The sequence below is a fragment of the Pseudomonas sp. LBUM1673 genome, assembly GCF_059695645.1.
In genome coordinates this window covers 4,053,795-4,066,509 of the sequence record NZ_CP166780.1, presented here as the reverse complement: position 1 = coordinate 4,066,509, position 12,715 = coordinate 4,053,795, and the positions used below count along the sequence as shown (strand labels likewise).

Annotated in this window: 18 protein-coding genes and 1 pseudogene; 4 read left to right on the top strand and 15 right to left on the bottom strand. The window is 59.1% G+C overall.

Annotated elements, in window-relative coordinates; genetic code table 11:
- Positions 1-145: 145 nt before the first annotated feature.
- The 9 genes from ACA044_RS18720 to ACA044_RS18680 all read right to left on the bottom strand — a co-directional run bounded on the left by ACA044_RS18720 (position 146) and on the right by ACA044_RS18680 (position 5,171).
- Entirely contained in the window at positions 146-1,147 is a 1,002-nt protein-coding gene (locus ACA044_RS18720; RefSeq protein WP_497442724.1) for a glutathione S-transferase family protein, read from the bottom strand.
- Positions 1,148-1,237: 90 nt separating this feature from the next.
- Positions 1,238-2,239 (bottom strand): glycosyl transferase family protein, encoded by a 1,002-nt coding sequence (locus ACA044_RS18715; protein ID WP_497442723.1) that lies wholly within the window; start codon positions 2,237-2,239, stop codon positions 1,238-1,240.
- Entirely contained in the window at positions 2,236-2,571 is a 336-nt protein-coding gene (locus ACA044_RS18710; RefSeq protein ID WP_497442722.1) for a TusE/DsrC/DsvC family sulfur relay protein, read from the bottom strand. The genes ACA044_RS18715 and ACA044_RS18710 overlap by 4 nt, the downstream gene beginning before the upstream one ends.
- Complete coding sequence (gene tusB, locus ACA044_RS18705) at positions 2,568-2,861, bottom strand: sulfurtransferase complex subunit TusB (RefSeq protein WP_497442721.1); 294 nt, start codon at positions 2,859-2,861, stop codon at positions 2,568-2,570. Before tusB ends, ACA044_RS18710 begins: the two co-directional genes overlap by 4 nt.
- Complete coding sequence (gene tusC / locus ACA044_RS18700; protein ID WP_497442720.1) at positions 2,861-3,223, bottom strand: sulfurtransferase complex subunit TusC; 363 nt, start codon at positions 3,221-3,223, stop codon at positions 2,861-2,863. Before tusC ends, tusB begins: the two co-directional genes overlap by 1 nt.
- Before the next feature lies 1 nt (position 3,224).
- Positions 3,225-3,617 (bottom strand): sulfurtransferase complex subunit TusD, encoded by a 393-nt coding sequence (gene tusD, locus ACA044_RS18695; RefSeq protein WP_497447263.1) that lies wholly within the window; start codon positions 3,615-3,617, stop codon positions 3,225-3,227.
- Between the two features lie 223 nt (positions 3,618-3,840).
- The gene (locus tag ACA044_RS18690; protein ID WP_497442719.1) at positions 3,841-4,545 is read right to left on the bottom strand and encodes a YoaK family protein; all 705 of its coding nucleotides are present in this window, start codon (positions 4,543-4,545) and stop codon (positions 3,841-3,843) included.
- A 28-nt stretch (positions 4,546-4,573) separates the two neighbouring features.
- On the bottom strand, positions 4,574-4,903 hold the full coding sequence (locus tag ACA044_RS18685) for a DUF6388 family protein (RefSeq protein ID WP_497442718.1): 330 nt from the start codon (positions 4,901-4,903) through the stop codon (positions 4,574-4,576).
- 19 nt (positions 4,904-4,922) lie between these two features.
- A complete protein-coding gene (locus tag ACA044_RS18680; RefSeq protein WP_008154823.1) occupies positions 4,923-5,171 on the bottom strand; it encodes a hypothetical protein in 249 nt (82 codons plus the stop codon).
- A gap of 162 nt (positions 5,172-5,333) precedes the next feature.
- Between ACA044_RS18680 and ACA044_RS18675 the strand changes: the two genes are divergently transcribed.
- Positions 5,334-5,684 (top strand): hypothetical protein, encoded by a 351-nt coding sequence (locus tag ACA044_RS18675; RefSeq protein WP_497442717.1) that lies wholly within the window; start codon positions 5,334-5,336, stop codon positions 5,682-5,684.
- Positions 5,685-5,833: 149 nt separating this feature from the next.
- On the opposite strand, the gene ACA044_RS18670 is transcribed toward ACA044_RS18675, so the two are convergent.
- Positions 5,834-6,259, bottom strand: coding sequence for a GNAT family N-acetyltransferase (locus ACA044_RS18670; RefSeq protein ID WP_497442716.1), 426 nt, complete (start codon positions 6,257-6,259; stop codon positions 5,834-5,836).
- Positions 6,260-6,404: 145 nt separating this feature from the next.
- On the opposite strand from ACA044_RS18670, the gene ACA044_RS18665 reads away from it, so the two are divergent.
- From ACA044_RS18665 to ACA044_RS18655, 3 genes are all read left to right on the top strand, one after another.
- On the top strand, positions 6,405-6,998 hold the full coding sequence (locus tag ACA044_RS18665; protein ID WP_497442715.1) for an NUDIX domain-containing protein: 594 nt from the start codon (positions 6,405-6,407) through the stop codon (positions 6,996-6,998).
- A 61-nt stretch (positions 6,999-7,059) separates the two neighbouring features.
- On the top strand, positions 7,060-8,040 hold the full coding sequence (locus ACA044_RS18660; RefSeq protein WP_497442714.1) for a TIR domain-containing protein: 981 nt from the start codon (positions 7,060-7,062) through the stop codon (positions 8,038-8,040).
- 299 nt (positions 8,041-8,339) lie between these two features.
- Entirely contained in the window at positions 8,340-9,152 is an 813-nt protein-coding gene (locus ACA044_RS18655; protein ID WP_497442713.1) for a class I SAM-dependent methyltransferase, read from the top strand.
- Between the two features lie 14 nt (positions 9,153-9,166).
- On the opposite strand, the pseudogene ACA044_RS18650 reads toward ACA044_RS18655, so the two are convergent.
- From ACA044_RS18650 to ACA044_RS18630, 5 genes and pseudogenes are all read right to left on the bottom strand, one after another.
- Positions 9,167-9,474: pseudogene (locus ACA044_RS18650) on the bottom strand (addiction module antidote protein).
- A gap of 2 nt (positions 9,475-9,476) precedes the next feature.
- Entirely contained in the window at positions 9,477-9,770 is a 294-nt protein-coding gene (locus ACA044_RS18645) for a type II toxin-antitoxin system RelE/ParE family toxin (RefSeq protein ID WP_497442712.1), read from the bottom strand.
- Between the two features lie 201 nt (positions 9,771-9,971).
- On the bottom strand, positions 9,972-10,661 hold the full coding sequence (locus ACA044_RS18640; RefSeq protein ID WP_497442711.1) for an N-acetyltransferase: 690 nt from the start codon (positions 10,659-10,661) through the stop codon (positions 9,972-9,974).
- Between the two features lie 57 nt (positions 10,662-10,718).
- Positions 10,719-11,531: a ChbG/HpnK family deacetylase gene (locus ACA044_RS18635; protein ID WP_497442710.1), complete on the bottom strand. Its 813-nt coding sequence runs from the start codon at positions 11,529-11,531 to the stop codon at positions 10,719-10,721.
- The gene (locus ACA044_RS18630) at positions 11,503-12,705 is read right to left on the bottom strand and encodes a GNAT family N-acetyltransferase (RefSeq protein ID WP_497442709.1); all 1,203 of its coding nucleotides are present in this window, start codon (positions 12,703-12,705) and stop codon (positions 11,503-11,505) included. Before ACA044_RS18630 ends, ACA044_RS18635 begins: the two co-directional genes overlap by 29 nt.
- Positions 12,706-12,715 lie beyond the last annotated feature (10 nt).

Genomic DNA, 12,715 nt, shown 5'->3' with positions numbered 1-12,715 from the left:
GTTGGGGCGCGCAGCGGCCCTAAAAGCGGAGAACGGGGTCTTACTGAAAGTCCGCGTCCGCCGGTTTGCGACTGCTTCGCAGCCGAACGGGGGCAAGCCCCCTCGCCACAATTGATCGTGATCACTCTCAGGTTTCAGTGTTCTATCAGGCTTTACGCCAAACCCCTTTCCCGCTCAACCGCGCCCGATCATGAGCCGCGGTGAAATCCTGCGCCGGTCCTTTAGGCACAATCCCGGTCGGATTAATGGTCTTGTGGCTGCCGTAGTAGTGGTGCTTGATGTGGGTGAAATCCACCGTCTCCGCTATCCCCGGCCACTGATACAGCTCCCGTAGCCAGTTCGACAGATTCGGATAATCGGCAATCCGTCGCAGATTGCATTTGAAGTGGCCGTAATACACCGCATCAAAACGAATCAGGGTGGTGAACAGCCTGATGTCAGCTTCCGTCAGGTATTCACCCGTCAGGTACCGATTCGCGCCCAGCAGTTGCTCCAGCCGATCCAGCTCTCCAAACAACTCATCGAATGCTTCTTCATAAGCCTGCTGCGACGTGGCAAACCCTGCGCGGTACACGCCGTTGTTCACTGCCGGGTAAATCCGTTCGTTCAGCGCATCAATTTCGCTTCGCAGCGGTGCCGGGTAGAAATCCAGCTCATTGCCGGTCAAGTCATCGAACGCACTGTTGAACATGCGGATGATCTCCGCCGATTCATTGTTGACGATGCGATTCGTCTGCTTGTCCCAGAGCACCGGCACGGTGACGCGGCCGGTGTAGTCGGCGGTATCGGCGGTGTAGCGCTGGTGCATGAAATTGAAGTGATCGAGTTTGTCGCCGGTCGAGCCGAGGTGCTTGTCGAAGGTCCAGCCGTTTTCCAGCATCAACCAACTGACCACCGACACATCGATCAGGCTTTCGAGGCCTTTGAGCTTACGCAGGATCAGCGTGCGATGGGCCCACGGGCAGGCGAGGGACACGTAGAGATGATAGCGGCCGGCCTCGGCGGCAAATCCACCGACGCCGGTCGGGCCTGGCTTGCCGTCGGCGGTCAGCCAATGGCGACGCTGCGCCTGTTCACGCTGGAATGTGCCGTCCTTACTGCTTTCGTACCACTGATCCTGCCAGCGGCCTTCGACTAACAAACCCATTTTCCTGACTCCTCAACCCATAAGCGTTGGAGAGGAGTCTATGCGCATAGGTTCGAACAAAAAGTACAAAGGTTGGGGGTTCATGATCGATTAAATCGATCTGTCCCGCGCATCCCAATACTGCTGAGCGGTTTCGAACGCTTGCTCGCGGGGCTGGCCGAGGCCGCGTAAAGCCAGGGCCATGGTCGAGATCAACGCCATTTGCGGATAGCTGTCGACCACGTCACCACGCCACACGGCTTTCAAATGCTCCGGATCCAGGCTCGCTGGTTTGACGTGGCGTTGGGCCGACAGTTGCGGCCATTCTTCATCCCAGCTTTCGCCGCCAGTGGTGCCATACAGGTGGCTGTCGGCGTCCGGGTTGATCTCGATTTCACCGCCATCGCCCTTGATGACGATCGCCGTGTCCCCGAGCAAACCGCTGGCATCGCGATGCACAGCTTGGTAACCAGGGTGGAAAATGCTTTGCAGACCGCAACGGGCGCCCATCGGGTTGAGAATCCGCGCCAGGGAATGGATTGGCGAGCGCAGGCCCAAGGTGTTGCGCAGGTCGATCATTCGTTGCAGCTGCGGTGCCCAATCGACCAGCGGCATGAATGCCAGGCCGCTCTGATCGAGTGCCACGCCGACTTGCTGCCAGTTGCGGCACAGTGGGATGTTCAGCGTCTCGAGCAGTTGTTCGCTGTATAGCCGACCCGCCGTGTGTGCGCCGCCACCGTGCATGAAGATGCGCACGCCATTGTGTGCAAGGCACTTGGCCGCCAGCAGATACCACGGCAGGTGACGCTTCTTGCCCGCATAAGTCGGCCAGTCCAGATCGACCGCCAGCGCCGGTGGATTCAGGCGCTCACGCAAGGCTTGGGTGAACCCCGCCATTTCCTCGGCACTTTCTTCCTTGTGCCGCAACAGCATCAGGAAGGCGCCGAGCTGGGTGTCCTCGACCTTGTCGTCGAGCACCATGCCCATGGCCTCGCGGGCTTCCTCTCGGGTCAGGTCGCGGGCGCCACGCTTGCCTTTGCCAAGGATCCGCACGAATTGCGCGAACGGGTGCTCTGCAGGTGTTTCAAGGGTCAGCGCTGGATAGTCGGTCATAAGCAATTCGTCGGTTTGGGCAGACCCGCCAGTTTCGCGGCGAGTTTGGCGGGGGTGCCTTTGAACAGTTGGTTCAGGTGCAAGCTGTTGCCCTTGTCGGGGCCGAGTTTCAATGCGGTGTACTTGATCAGCGGGCGGGTCGCCGGAGACAGCTGGAACTCGTCGTAAAAACTGCGCAGCAGTTCGAGGATCTCCCAATGTTCCGGGCTCAACTCGATGTCTTCGGCAGCGGCGAGGGCCGCGGCCACCTCGGCAGACCAGTCACTCAGTTCGACCAGGAAACCGTCCTTGTCCAGTTCAATGGCGCGGGCGCCGACCGTCAGGGATTTCATAGCCAACTGTTGACCTTGTCGTAGTGAATCGACAGCTCGACGAAGGCCGGGTAATCGATGGCCTTGGCCCAGTCCGGGATTTCCAGCGCCCGAGCTTGAGCATCTTCGGCCAGCACGAACAGTTTCAGGCTGCGGGCATGCAGCGCGCTGAACGGTGCGGTGCCTGGCTGCAAGGCATAAGCCGCGTCGCCACTCAGCAGCAGCGCATCGTCGGCGCCGATCACGCGCAGGCAGCTGCTCAGACGCTCGTCGCCGAAAGGGGAATGAGACAACACATGCAAAGTCGACATCAGAGGGTGATCACCTGGTCGTAACGGTCAATAAGGGCGGTGATTTCCTGGGCGGCCAGCACCCGGGCTTCTTCAAGCGACAGACCTTTGGGGTCCAGACCACGGGCCGCGGCGCTTTCACCGCACACGAACAGGTCTTCGACACCAAACATCGGCAAGGCTTGCAGGTTGGCACTCAGGTCTTTCTGTTGCAGGGCCTTGGCGTCCTGTTTCGCGACGAGCTGGAACACGCCGTCATCGAGAAACAGCAGGCCGATCGGCAGATCGAAGGCGCCACCGGCCAGCACGATGTCCAGCGCTTCCCGCGCATTCGGCCCGGACCACGGCGCCTGACGGCTGATAATCAGCAAGGATTTAGCCATCTCAAGCGCCTCCGAAACAGATCAAACGGTCAGCGTCCTGCACCGCGTCATGCAACTGGCCAAGGCCGGACAATTCCCACGGCGCACCCACCGCGACCGCTTCACGCTGATAGCGCTGGGCTTCTTTCTCGTTCAACACACCGCGGCGCAGGGCGGCGGCGATGCAGACCACGCCATCGAGTTGATGCTCGGTGACAAAGTTGCGCCACTGTTTGGGCAAGTCCTGCTCATCCTGAGGCGTGACCACGCTGCCGGACGCGTTGTAGACGCCATCCTGATAAAAAAACAGCCGGACAATCTCATGCCCGCCGGCCAGCGCGGCCTGGGCAAACAGCAAGGCTCGGCGCGAGGAGGGCGCATGGGCGGCGGAAAACAGCGCAATGGCGAACTTCATGACGGACTCGATCAGCAAAACTGCGGCCATGATAAAGCTTTATCGGCGGGGCGGCGAAGGGCGTTTACTCGTAGACCGAGTCGCTGCCATCGCGAGCAGGCTCGCTCCCACAAGGGATTGGTGTCGTACAGAACATTGAAATCCACCACAGCCCCCTGTGGGAGCGAGCCTGCTCGCGATAGCGGAGTGTCAGGCACCATCAATGTTGAATGTGATAACCCGATCAGCGTGGCATATAACCCAATTGCCAACGCCGCGGTATCTTCAACGACACCAACCCCAGCACCCCCGCCAGCAGCCCGCTGACAAACAGGGCCTTGAGCCCAAGATGATGTTCCAGGACGGCACCAAGCACCGCGCCGGCAAACATCCCGGCCCACGGGATTAGTTGCACCCGCCAGCCGTTGCGCCGCTCGCCAAGCATCCACCGCCCCAGCCCGCGGCCAAATCGCGACAACGCGCCAGTGACGTAGGTCAGCCCGACCGGCAGGCCGTTCACTTCTTCCACGGCGACATTGAGCATGCCCATGGCGATGATCGCTGCCAACAACACCGGCAATTGCGTCTCGTAGGGCCAGGCCGCAGCGCCGCAGAGCAGGGTGGCGATGCACAGCAGCAACGGCAACGCCCGTCGACCACCGAAACGGCTGACGACAATGCCCAGGGCGTTGCCGGCGACAAATGTGGTCACGAGGATTATCAAACGCAGGGTCAGCCCCAGGTCGCCATCGCTGATTGCCACGGCCAGGCGGGTGGTGTTGCCGCTCATGAAGGACACGAAGTCGCCGCTGGCCATGAAGCCGATGGCATCGGTCATGCCGGCGAGCACCGACAAACTGGCGACCAGAGACAGGCCGATGCGGCCGCGCCATTTATGGGTATGCAAATGGCCCGGCGTGGCCCGGGTACTTAAGGGCGAAGGCAGCATCGGCGAAAGCTTCCTTGAGCAGCGATGATTATTTGGTTAACCCATATAACTCGCAATACTCCAGCCAGTCCATGCCGGCCATCTCCGCGACTTCCTTGTGCACCTCCATGCGTTGGGCCTGGTAATCCTCAGGCGTGGCTGTGGTCAGTTGCAGCGTCAGTTCCCAGGCAAACAAACCCAGGCGCTCAGCCTCGGCTTCGAACGCCTCATGCAAGCGTTCGTCGCGGTACTGCGCCACTGTCTCGCCCTTGGCCTGGGCCAACAGTGGATTCAGGTTGTCCAGTTCGATGTGCAGCTCAGGACGCTCATCGAGAAATCTTTTCAGCGCCTGCTCGTGTTGCTGTTCGGTTGCCGCCATGGTCACTCCTTGAGGGGGATTACGAAGACTGCTTTTTGCTCGCCTTGGCGGCCGCGGCCAGACACTCGAGGGCAAACTGCTCGGGGTAGGTCATCTGGATGGGCGTGGTTTCGCCTTTGACGGTTCTTTCTCCGTCGAGAATGTAACGAATCCGCTTGTCGGTAACGCCAATTCGCTTGGCAATCCAGGAAGGCGTCTGACCGATCTGGCTGATCAGCTTGTCGGCGTATTCAGCGGTCGGTTTGTAGTATTCGGCGTTGGGTGTCATGACCTTTCCAGAAAAATGGGCCCGGAAAAATGGGCGATGCGGCGTTAATGGCGCGACAGGGTGCGCGAATCGTTGGGCGGTGTCGCGGTATAAATGAAGTAAAGCAGAACGATACGCCGTGCTGCGGTGATACAGTCCGCTTTTTCTTGATGAGCGAACGCAATGCGAATTCTGATGATGGCGCTGGCCGCAACCTTGCTGGCGGGCTGCGCCGGATCGGCGATGAACGACGCCCGCACCAAAACCCCGTACAAAACCCTGACCTCGGACAAACCGGAAAAAGTCGTCGCCCAGTGCGTGCAGTTTGCCTGGCAGGACGAGGCGGTGTTCGGCGTCGATGCGGGCGCGTATTTGCAGCCGGGCAAGAAGGGTGGCTCGACGGTCTACACCCGTTCGGCCGAGTCCTTCGTGGACGTGACCACCGATGCTTCAGGCACGGCCTTGAGCTACTACGCCCAACATGACGATTTTGTCGCCAAGCGCCGATTGGCGGCGTTGGCTACCTGCCTCTGAGCCAGTTTTGAGGCTCAATCCCCAGACGGCCGGCCGGCGCCATTCCAATGTGGGAGCGGGCTTGCTCGCGAAGAGGGAGTGTCAGTCGCCATCAATGTTGACTGATACACCGCATTCGCGAGCAAGCCCGCTCCCACAGGTTTTGCGTTTTAATCAGTCAGGCGTTTCTGGAAAAAGAAGCGCTTGTGGCCTGGCGGGTAATCAGCAATGTGCCCTAACTCGCTGTAACCGTGTTTCTTGTAGAACGCCGGCGCCTGGAAGTCGAAGGTGTCTAGCCAGATCCCGATGCACTTTTTCTCCCGCGCCAGGTCTTCGGCCATCTGCATCAGCTTCGAGCCCATCCCTTGTCCCCGGGCCTGCTCCGGCACCGACAACAACTCAATAAAAAACCATTGGTAAAACACTCGGCCATAAAGCCCGCCGAGAATCTCGTCGCGGTCATCGCGTACCAGCAAAGCAATCTGCTCTGACACCGTGGGCCCGGCCTTTGAAACGTTGTAGGCGCGCAGGGGTGTGAGGATGGCCTCGCGCTCTTCCTGAGTGGCATTGGGCGACAGTTCGATTCGCAGGGTCATGGCTACATCCTTATGGCGGTGAGACCGGATCCTATCTGGGTCGCGGCAATTGTTCTATCCCATGGAACTGAGGAACCCGCCATGCCGGGCTTTTCTGTTTTCGCCTAACATGGACGCCTTCTGACGAAAATAAGGATGGATAGTCATGTCGAACACAGCCGAGCGGGTCAACATCATCGAGTCCCAGGTGCTGTCCCACGACTGGTATCTGCTGAAGAAAATCACGTTCGATTACTTACGCAACAATGGTGACTGGCAGCGTCAGACTCGCGAGGTCTACGACCGGGGCAACGGCGCGGCGATTCTGCTGTTTAACCGCGAGAAGAAAACCGTCGTGCTGACCCGTCAGTTCAGGCTGCCGGTGTTCGTCAATGGCCACGATGGTTTGCTGATTGAAGTGGCGGCGGGCCTGCTGGAAGGCGTTGCGCCTGAAGAGCGCATTCGCGCTGAAGCCGAAGAAGAAACCGGCTATCGCGTTCACCATGTGCAGAAGGTTTTCGAGGCCTACATGAGCCCCGGGTCGGTCACGGAGAAACTGCATTTCTTTATTGCCGAGTACGACGCGTCTTCGAAAGTCAGTGAGGGCGGTGGGCTGGAGGAAGAAACCGAAGAACTGGAAGTACTGGAGTGGACGTTCGACGATGCACTCGAGGCGTTTTATCGCGGGGAGATCTGCGATGCGAAGACTATTATGTTGCTGCAATATGCGGCGATGAAGGGGATTTTTTCGCTGGCGTAACGGCCTGCTGTGTACTTAGGTTGAATCAGGGAACGGTGTTGACGCTGATGGATGGGAGCAGATGAGCGAAACGGAAAGCAAAGGGACCATTTTCATTTCCTACGCTTGGGGTGGCGGGCTGGAAAAAAAGGAATGGATCAGGCAAGACATCGTCAAAAGCCTCGACTGGAAATATTCGGTGTTCTGGGACCGTGACAGCATTGGCTTCGGGGAGTCGATCGATCACTGTATCGCGAAGGCCCTCAGCCCGCGGCCGATCAGTGTTTTCTGCATTTGCGATGCCGATTATCTGAAGTCTGCGCAAATCGTCGGTTCCGGGCTGCACAGGGAGTTGAAGTTGCTGGCTGGAATGGCCACCGCTGACGACGTGAAGATCATACCGATGATCCTTGAGCCGGGATGTGAAGCTCACCTGCCGGAGCCGCTGGCGGGTAGAACGTACTTGAACCTGACGACGCTCCATGGGCGCGGGGAGTCCCTGGGCGAAACGGTGCTTGCTGTCGCGAATGGCGCTACCCAGTCGCAGGTCAATGATTATCTGGCCTGGCAAATCAGAAAGGCCGGTCTCTTCAGGCAGGTCAGGGCGCACTTTCAGGATTGGCCCTTCAGTCTTTGGGGCAATACGCAGACTCATGAGGTGACAATCAGGCCTGGCTCGTGGCTATTGGCACCACAATGGATGTGGGACAGCAAGGAGTGGGGTTACATGCTCGGGGACGAAAACCCGACGTATTGTCCAGCCAAGGGGCGCTGGCACTGGGATTACTTCACACCGTCGCGAGGTATGCGCGCCTTGGGAACGGCGGTCATGTCGGCGTTTTTTCCGGGCCGCATCAGTCGCGCCGATCAAGCCGCCCTGCAACGTGGCGGCGCGTTACTGGCCCAGCGTTTTTTTGCCATGACCTACAAAACCGAGCCGTTTATCTTCGAGGCAAAAGACCTTATTCAGATATTGATGCTGTGTGAAGAGGGTATGGCGGTGCTGGATGATCTGTTGAGTCCACCCCGTCCCTGGCGGGCGGTTGCGCTGAATGCTCGCTGAGTCATGGGATTGATGTTGGCCGACACGCCGTCTTCGCGAGCAAGCCCGCTCCCACAGGGGGATTGGTGCCAGGCACAAATGATGCGGACACCCTCGATCAAATGTGGGAGCGGGCTTGCTCGCGAAGGCGGTGGGTCATTGAGCATTGATGTTGGTGGGTACACCGCTTTCGCGAGCAAAACCGCGAGGGTTCGCACCACCGCTGATTACAAGATCGCAACAAAGCCCGAATGTGGTTTTTCCTGACACCGATCTAGACTCGTGCCGGTCAATCGAAACCCTGGGTTCTGGAGTGCGCAATGGAAAGGCCGACAAAAGAAAAAGCCATCGCCAGCAATCGCGATGCATGGAACGACTCCGCCCAACACCACAAAGACACCCCCGAGTGGCGGGCGCGCCTGAACGCCGTGAGTCATGACGATTTTTCCTGCCTGGATGACACCCTCACCGAATTACTCCAGCAGGTCGGTGTCGACGGCAAGGATGTGGTGCAACTGGGCTGCAACAACGGACGGGAAAGTCTTTCGCTGTTTGCGCTGGGTGCCCGCTTCGTGGTGGGAGTCGATCAGTCCGTCGCCTTTCTCGATCAGGCTCGGGAGCTGGCATCCCGTTCGCCCCATGAGCCCGAATTCATCGAGGCTGACATCCATCGCCTGCCGGCTGAACTGCATCAGCGCTTCGACGTGGCGCTGATTACCATCGGTGTATTGAACTGGATGCCGGACATCGCCGAATTCTTGCGCCATGCCGCGAGAACCCTCAAACCTGGCGGTGCTCTTGTGGTGTATGAAACCCATCCGTTCCTGGAAATGTTCGACCCCGAGTCAGCCGATCCCTATCGCCCGGACAGTTCGTATTTTCGCAGCGAACCTTTCGTCCAGAACCAGCCGATCGTCTACGAAGGCAAAGTGGAACAGCAGGCCTCGGCGTCCTACTGGTTCGTCCACACCCTGGGCGCCATCTTCACCGGTGCGGTCGAGGCAGGGTTGCAGATCAGCCACTTCAAGGAGTACCCGCATTCCAATCGCGAAGAACTCTACGATCAGTATCAGCAGCAAAAGGCGCAGTTGCCGTTGTGCTACACGTTGGTGGCGGTTAAGCGAGCAACGTAGTGCCAGGGTCATTCTCAGCGAGTGGAGTGATTTGCCGCATGTCCAGGCTGTGCGCAGAGATCGATGCCAAGGGCATGAATAACCTTTAGAACCGTATCAAAACGTGGTTTCCACCTGGTGCGAAGGCTTTGTACAGGCTTTCGCGCCCCATTCCAGAATCTTTGGCAATTTGTGTCATGCCACGGGCCTTTACCACGTAGCCGATAGCACGAAGAAATTCTTCGTTGTCGCCTTCTGCCAGTACCTGAGAGAGGTACTCGCTGATGGCTTCGTCACTGTCGAGCAGTGCCGCCATGTTGAATGCAGTCAAAGTCTGGCCCATGTTTAAACCTCCCTTGCCAATTTTTTCGCCCGCCGGATATCAGTGTTTCGCGAGGACTTGTCACCACCTGCCAGCAACACGATGACGACGCCATTTCGCATCGTAAAGTAGACCCGATAGCCAGCACCGACGTCCACGCGCATTTCGGAGACGCCATCACCCACCGGCTTGATATCACCCAGATTACCTGTAGAGGCGCGGTCAATGCGACGAGCAATAGCAACCTTGGCCCGCAAGTCGCGAATCGAGGCATGCCATGCCACGAAATTTGTGGTTTGTTGAATAAGATAATTCATTGCTCGACTGTATCCATATGAATACAGACGAGCAGTCAGGTCATTCTCTGGTCTAGCGTGTAATTTTCCCTGAACTGTGTAGGCGTCATAACATTCAACATTCAACATTCAACATTCAACATTCAACATCGATGTCGACTGTCAGTCCGCTTTCGCGAGCCAGCCCGCTCCCACATCGGTCCGAGTCGACCGCAAAACCAATCAGGCCTGCGCCGCGGTCACCCTCGACTGCTCCGGTTTGCGCAGCTCAGTCAGCCGCGAGCCGCTGTAGTGGGTTTCGCGGAAGAAGCGCCAGCGGCCGAACAGGTCGTAGACGTGGGTGATGCGCCCTTGCTCCTTGTAGTCCATGCGGATGTGCATTTTCATGGCCTGGATGTTGCGGGTATCGCAGACGTCTACGATCTTGTTGTACCCTTTGGCCCGCATCGCATTCCAGAGATTGAACTGGGCGTCTACCGACAGACTGGTGCCAAAGTAGAGTGGGATCATTTCACCGCCGAACTCGAAAAATTCACCGGGATTGACCCGGAACCAGCAGCCGTAATAGTGCCGGTCGAAGTAGTCCCTGGCGCTGCCCCAGATAAATCCGATGGCATCACCTGCCTCGTCCACGTACATGTGCCCGGTGTGACCCTCGGCGGCGATTTCGGCCATGGCTTTGACGCGGTTACCGTAATACTTGCTGAAAGCCGTGGCGTTCTCCGGGGTGATGGTCACCAGACGCAAGCCCGTATAGGGCTTTAGTTTGTGCGGTGCCACCGGGGTGACCAGATCGCGCCCCAGCCACAACAACTCCCGGTGAAAGTACACATAGCGCTTCCAGAGAGACTGGAGCGTGTGGAGCAGACCTTTTTGTTTGATGCGTTCGCGAAGCTTGTCGATGACGCTCATGAAGTCCTCCGAGGCTGACGCCAGGGTGTTGTGGATGATGCTTTCGATGGCGATAAGTCAAGGTTGTACCGTGCTTAGCTCGGTCAAGTGTGGCGGCTCCTTTTTTAAAGTTTTTGGCACAATGGCATAGGACACTCTTGGAACACCCCCAAGCCGTTGTTCCAGTACGTAGCTCAGAGACTCTCCCGGGTTCAGGTAGGCATCGCCAAAGTCGGTGCCGATATGGACCGGATGGACAACGATTTCCAGCAGGCCATCGAGCGGCATTGCCACGTTGCGCAGGTCGACGGGGGTGCATACGTATTGGGCGGCCGCTCCGGCCAGACGATTTAACCGATGGTTTAGCAACGTCTTGAACACTCGCTTGGGCACACTCAGGTTATTGCCCAAATGGCGCGCCAGCCGCACGGGCACCCCTTGGAGGGCGGCGAAGCGCGCGAGGATTTCGCCGATGGGCCAGATGTTGTGCACGTGCTGATGGGAATCGAGGTGGCTGGGGCGCAGATCGTTGTCCAGGCAGCATTGCCATTGGGCTTCGAGCTCCTCCAGCACTGCCTCGCGATCCAGGCGGTTGAGCCAGAGACTGTGGCGGGGCAGGTTGAGATCGAACTCGCCCTGGCTGTCGCAGAAGGTCGAACGCAAGAGAATCGACGGGCTCAACGGCCGGCCATAGGTGAGGTTGAAGTGCAGCCCGATCCGCCCCTTGAGCAACGGCTGCCGGGCCAGGACGCAGGCGGCTTCGAAGGCCGGCATGTTGGCCATGGCGGTGGCGGAGCTGATGACCCCGGCCTGGAAGGCGCCCAGGATCACCGCGTTTTCGCTCGGGCTGAGGCCGAAATCGTCAGCGTTGACTATGACTTGGCGAGGCATGTTCGCCCTCCTTGGTTTTTTCGGTAGGCGCAGGGCCTTTGTCGGCCGGAGCGGGTGCAGGAACGACCAGCGCTGCTTGCCTGGCCTGCCACTTTTTCAACCAGGGCTTGAGCCGGTGCCAGAGTCGCATGGCCAGCCCCAGGGCGAGACCGCTGGGGCGCCAGGAGTAGAAACTCCAGCGCCAGTGCTCAAGTTGCCCGGTCATGCGCTCCTGGAGTTGATGGCTGGAGTTCTTCAGGCTGACCCGCGAAGCGTCGATCCAGCGCCAGTTGTCGTCCAGGCCCCAGTGAATCCACTCTTCGAGCAGCACACGACCGCTGCCCAGGTCGGCGTATTGCGGCAGGAACGCCAGGTTGTAGTCGTACAGCCGGCCCTGTTCCAGCAACCCGATGCGGTAGCTGATGCAGCGCCCATCCAGTTCCAGCACCACCGCCCGCATCAGGCCCTGTTCGGCGAGGGCGGTGAAGGCCTGCTCGATCCATTGTCGGCTGCCGCTGGTGAAAATCCCGATGCCTTCAAGGCCTTTCCAGCTCTGCGCTTCGACTTCGCTGAGGGCCTGCAATAAAGGCCCGATGGTGGCCGCGTCAGGGGTTATGCGGCGGACCTGGGCACCATAGGCCAGGATGCGTTTACGCGCCCGGCGCAATTTATAGCGCGGGTCGCCGGACACTTCCTGGCGGTCGGTCTCGCTGATCAAATGCACCGGCACTTGGCAACTGAGGCGGCGCTCGCCGGTCGAGCTGTGGGCCATCCATGTGGTCAGCGCGCTTTCTTCGCCGATGGGTTCCGACAATTCATTGAGTTGCAGCATCGCATGGGGCAAGCGACGGCGGATGATCACCAGCGCCTTGCGCATGCTGTCGGCATCGAGGCAACTGAGCAGGGCCAGGCGATCGGCAAGGGGATAACCGAGGTGATGCAGGACCCGAAACGGTAGCCCGCCAAAGCGCTCCACAGAGACCACCAGCGGCAGGCACAAAGCCAATTCGTCGCCTTGCCAGCCGAGCAGAACGTGCAAGTGTTCCTCAGCGGTCAGTGCCTGTTCCGATGCGCGCAGCCAGGCGAGGGTGTTGAACGGCGTGTGGTCCGTCACGCGCCAGCGCAACCCCTCATAGGTGGCGGTCGGAAAGTCCGGAGCGCACAGCGACGTGCGCCATTCGAATCGAGTCATCATAGGTTCAGGC

Excerpts from the sequence above, each read along its gene's own strand:
- ACA044_RS18710 (WP_497442722.1), bottom strand. The coding sequence starts at position 2,571 with ATGAAATCCCTGACGGTCGGCGCCCGCGCCATTGAACTGGACAAGGAC.
- ACA044_RS18715 (WP_497442723.1), bottom strand. The coding sequence starts at position 2,239 with ATGACCGACTATCCAGCGCTGACCCTTGAAACACCTGCAGAGCACCCG.
- ACA044_RS18655 (WP_497442713.1), top strand. The coding sequence starts at position 8,340 with ATGGAAAGGCCGACAAAAGAAAAAGCCATCGCCAGCAATCGCGATGCA.
- ACA044_RS18680 (WP_008154823.1), bottom strand. The coding sequence starts at position 5,171 with ATGACACCCAACGCCGAATACTACAAACCGACCGCTGAATACGCCGAC.
- tusD (WP_497447263.1), bottom strand. The coding sequence starts at position 3,617 with ATGAAGTTCGCCATTGCGCTGTTTTCCGCCGCCCATGCGCCCTCCTCG.
- ACA044_RS18665 (WP_497442715.1), top strand. The coding sequence starts at position 6,405 with ATGTCGAACACAGCCGAGCGGGTCAACATCATCGAGTCCCAGGTGCTG.
- ACA044_RS18675 (WP_497442717.1), top strand. The coding sequence starts at position 5,334 with ATGCGAATTCTGATGATGGCGCTGGCCGCAACCTTGCTGGCGGGCTGC.
- tusB (WP_497442721.1), bottom strand. The coding sequence starts at position 2,861 with ATGTCGACTTTGCATGTGTTGTCTCATTCCCCTTTCGGCGACGAGCGT.
- ACA044_RS18630 (WP_497442709.1), bottom strand. The coding sequence starts at position 12,705 with ATGATGACTCGATTCGAATGGCGCACGTCGCTGTGCGCTCCGGACTTT.
- ACA044_RS18645 (WP_497442712.1), bottom strand. The coding sequence starts at position 9,770 with ATGAATTATCTTATTCAACAAACCACAAATTTCGTGGCATGGCATGCC.
- ACA044_RS18720 (WP_497442724.1), bottom strand. The coding sequence starts at position 1,147 with ATGGGTTTGTTAGTCGAAGGCCGCTGGCAGGATCAGTGGTACGAAAGC.
- ACA044_RS18660 (WP_497442714.1), top strand. The coding sequence starts at position 7,060 with ATGAGCGAAACGGAAAGCAAAGGGACCATTTTCATTTCCTACGCTTGG.
- ACA044_RS18690 (WP_497442719.1), bottom strand. The coding sequence starts at position 4,545 with ATGCTGCCTTCGCCCTTAAGTACCCGGGCCACGCCGGGCCATTTGCAT.
- ACA044_RS18670 (WP_497442716.1), bottom strand. The coding sequence starts at position 6,259 with ATGACCCTGCGAATCGAACTGTCGCCCAATGCCACTCAGGAAGAGCGC.
- ACA044_RS18635 (WP_497442710.1), bottom strand. The coding sequence starts at position 11,531 with ATGCCTCGCCAAGTCATAGTCAACGCTGACGATTTCGGCCTCAGCCCG.
- ACA044_RS18640 (WP_497442711.1), bottom strand. The coding sequence starts at position 10,661 with ATGAGCGTCATCGACAAGCTTCGCGAACGCATCAAACAAAAAGGTCTG.
- tusC (WP_497442720.1), bottom strand. The coding sequence starts at position 3,223 with ATGGCTAAATCCTTGCTGATTATCAGCCGTCAGGCGCCGTGGTCCGGG.
- ACA044_RS18685 (WP_497442718.1), bottom strand. The coding sequence starts at position 4,903 with ATGGCGGCAACCGAACAGCAACACGAGCAGGCGCTGAAAAGATTTCTC.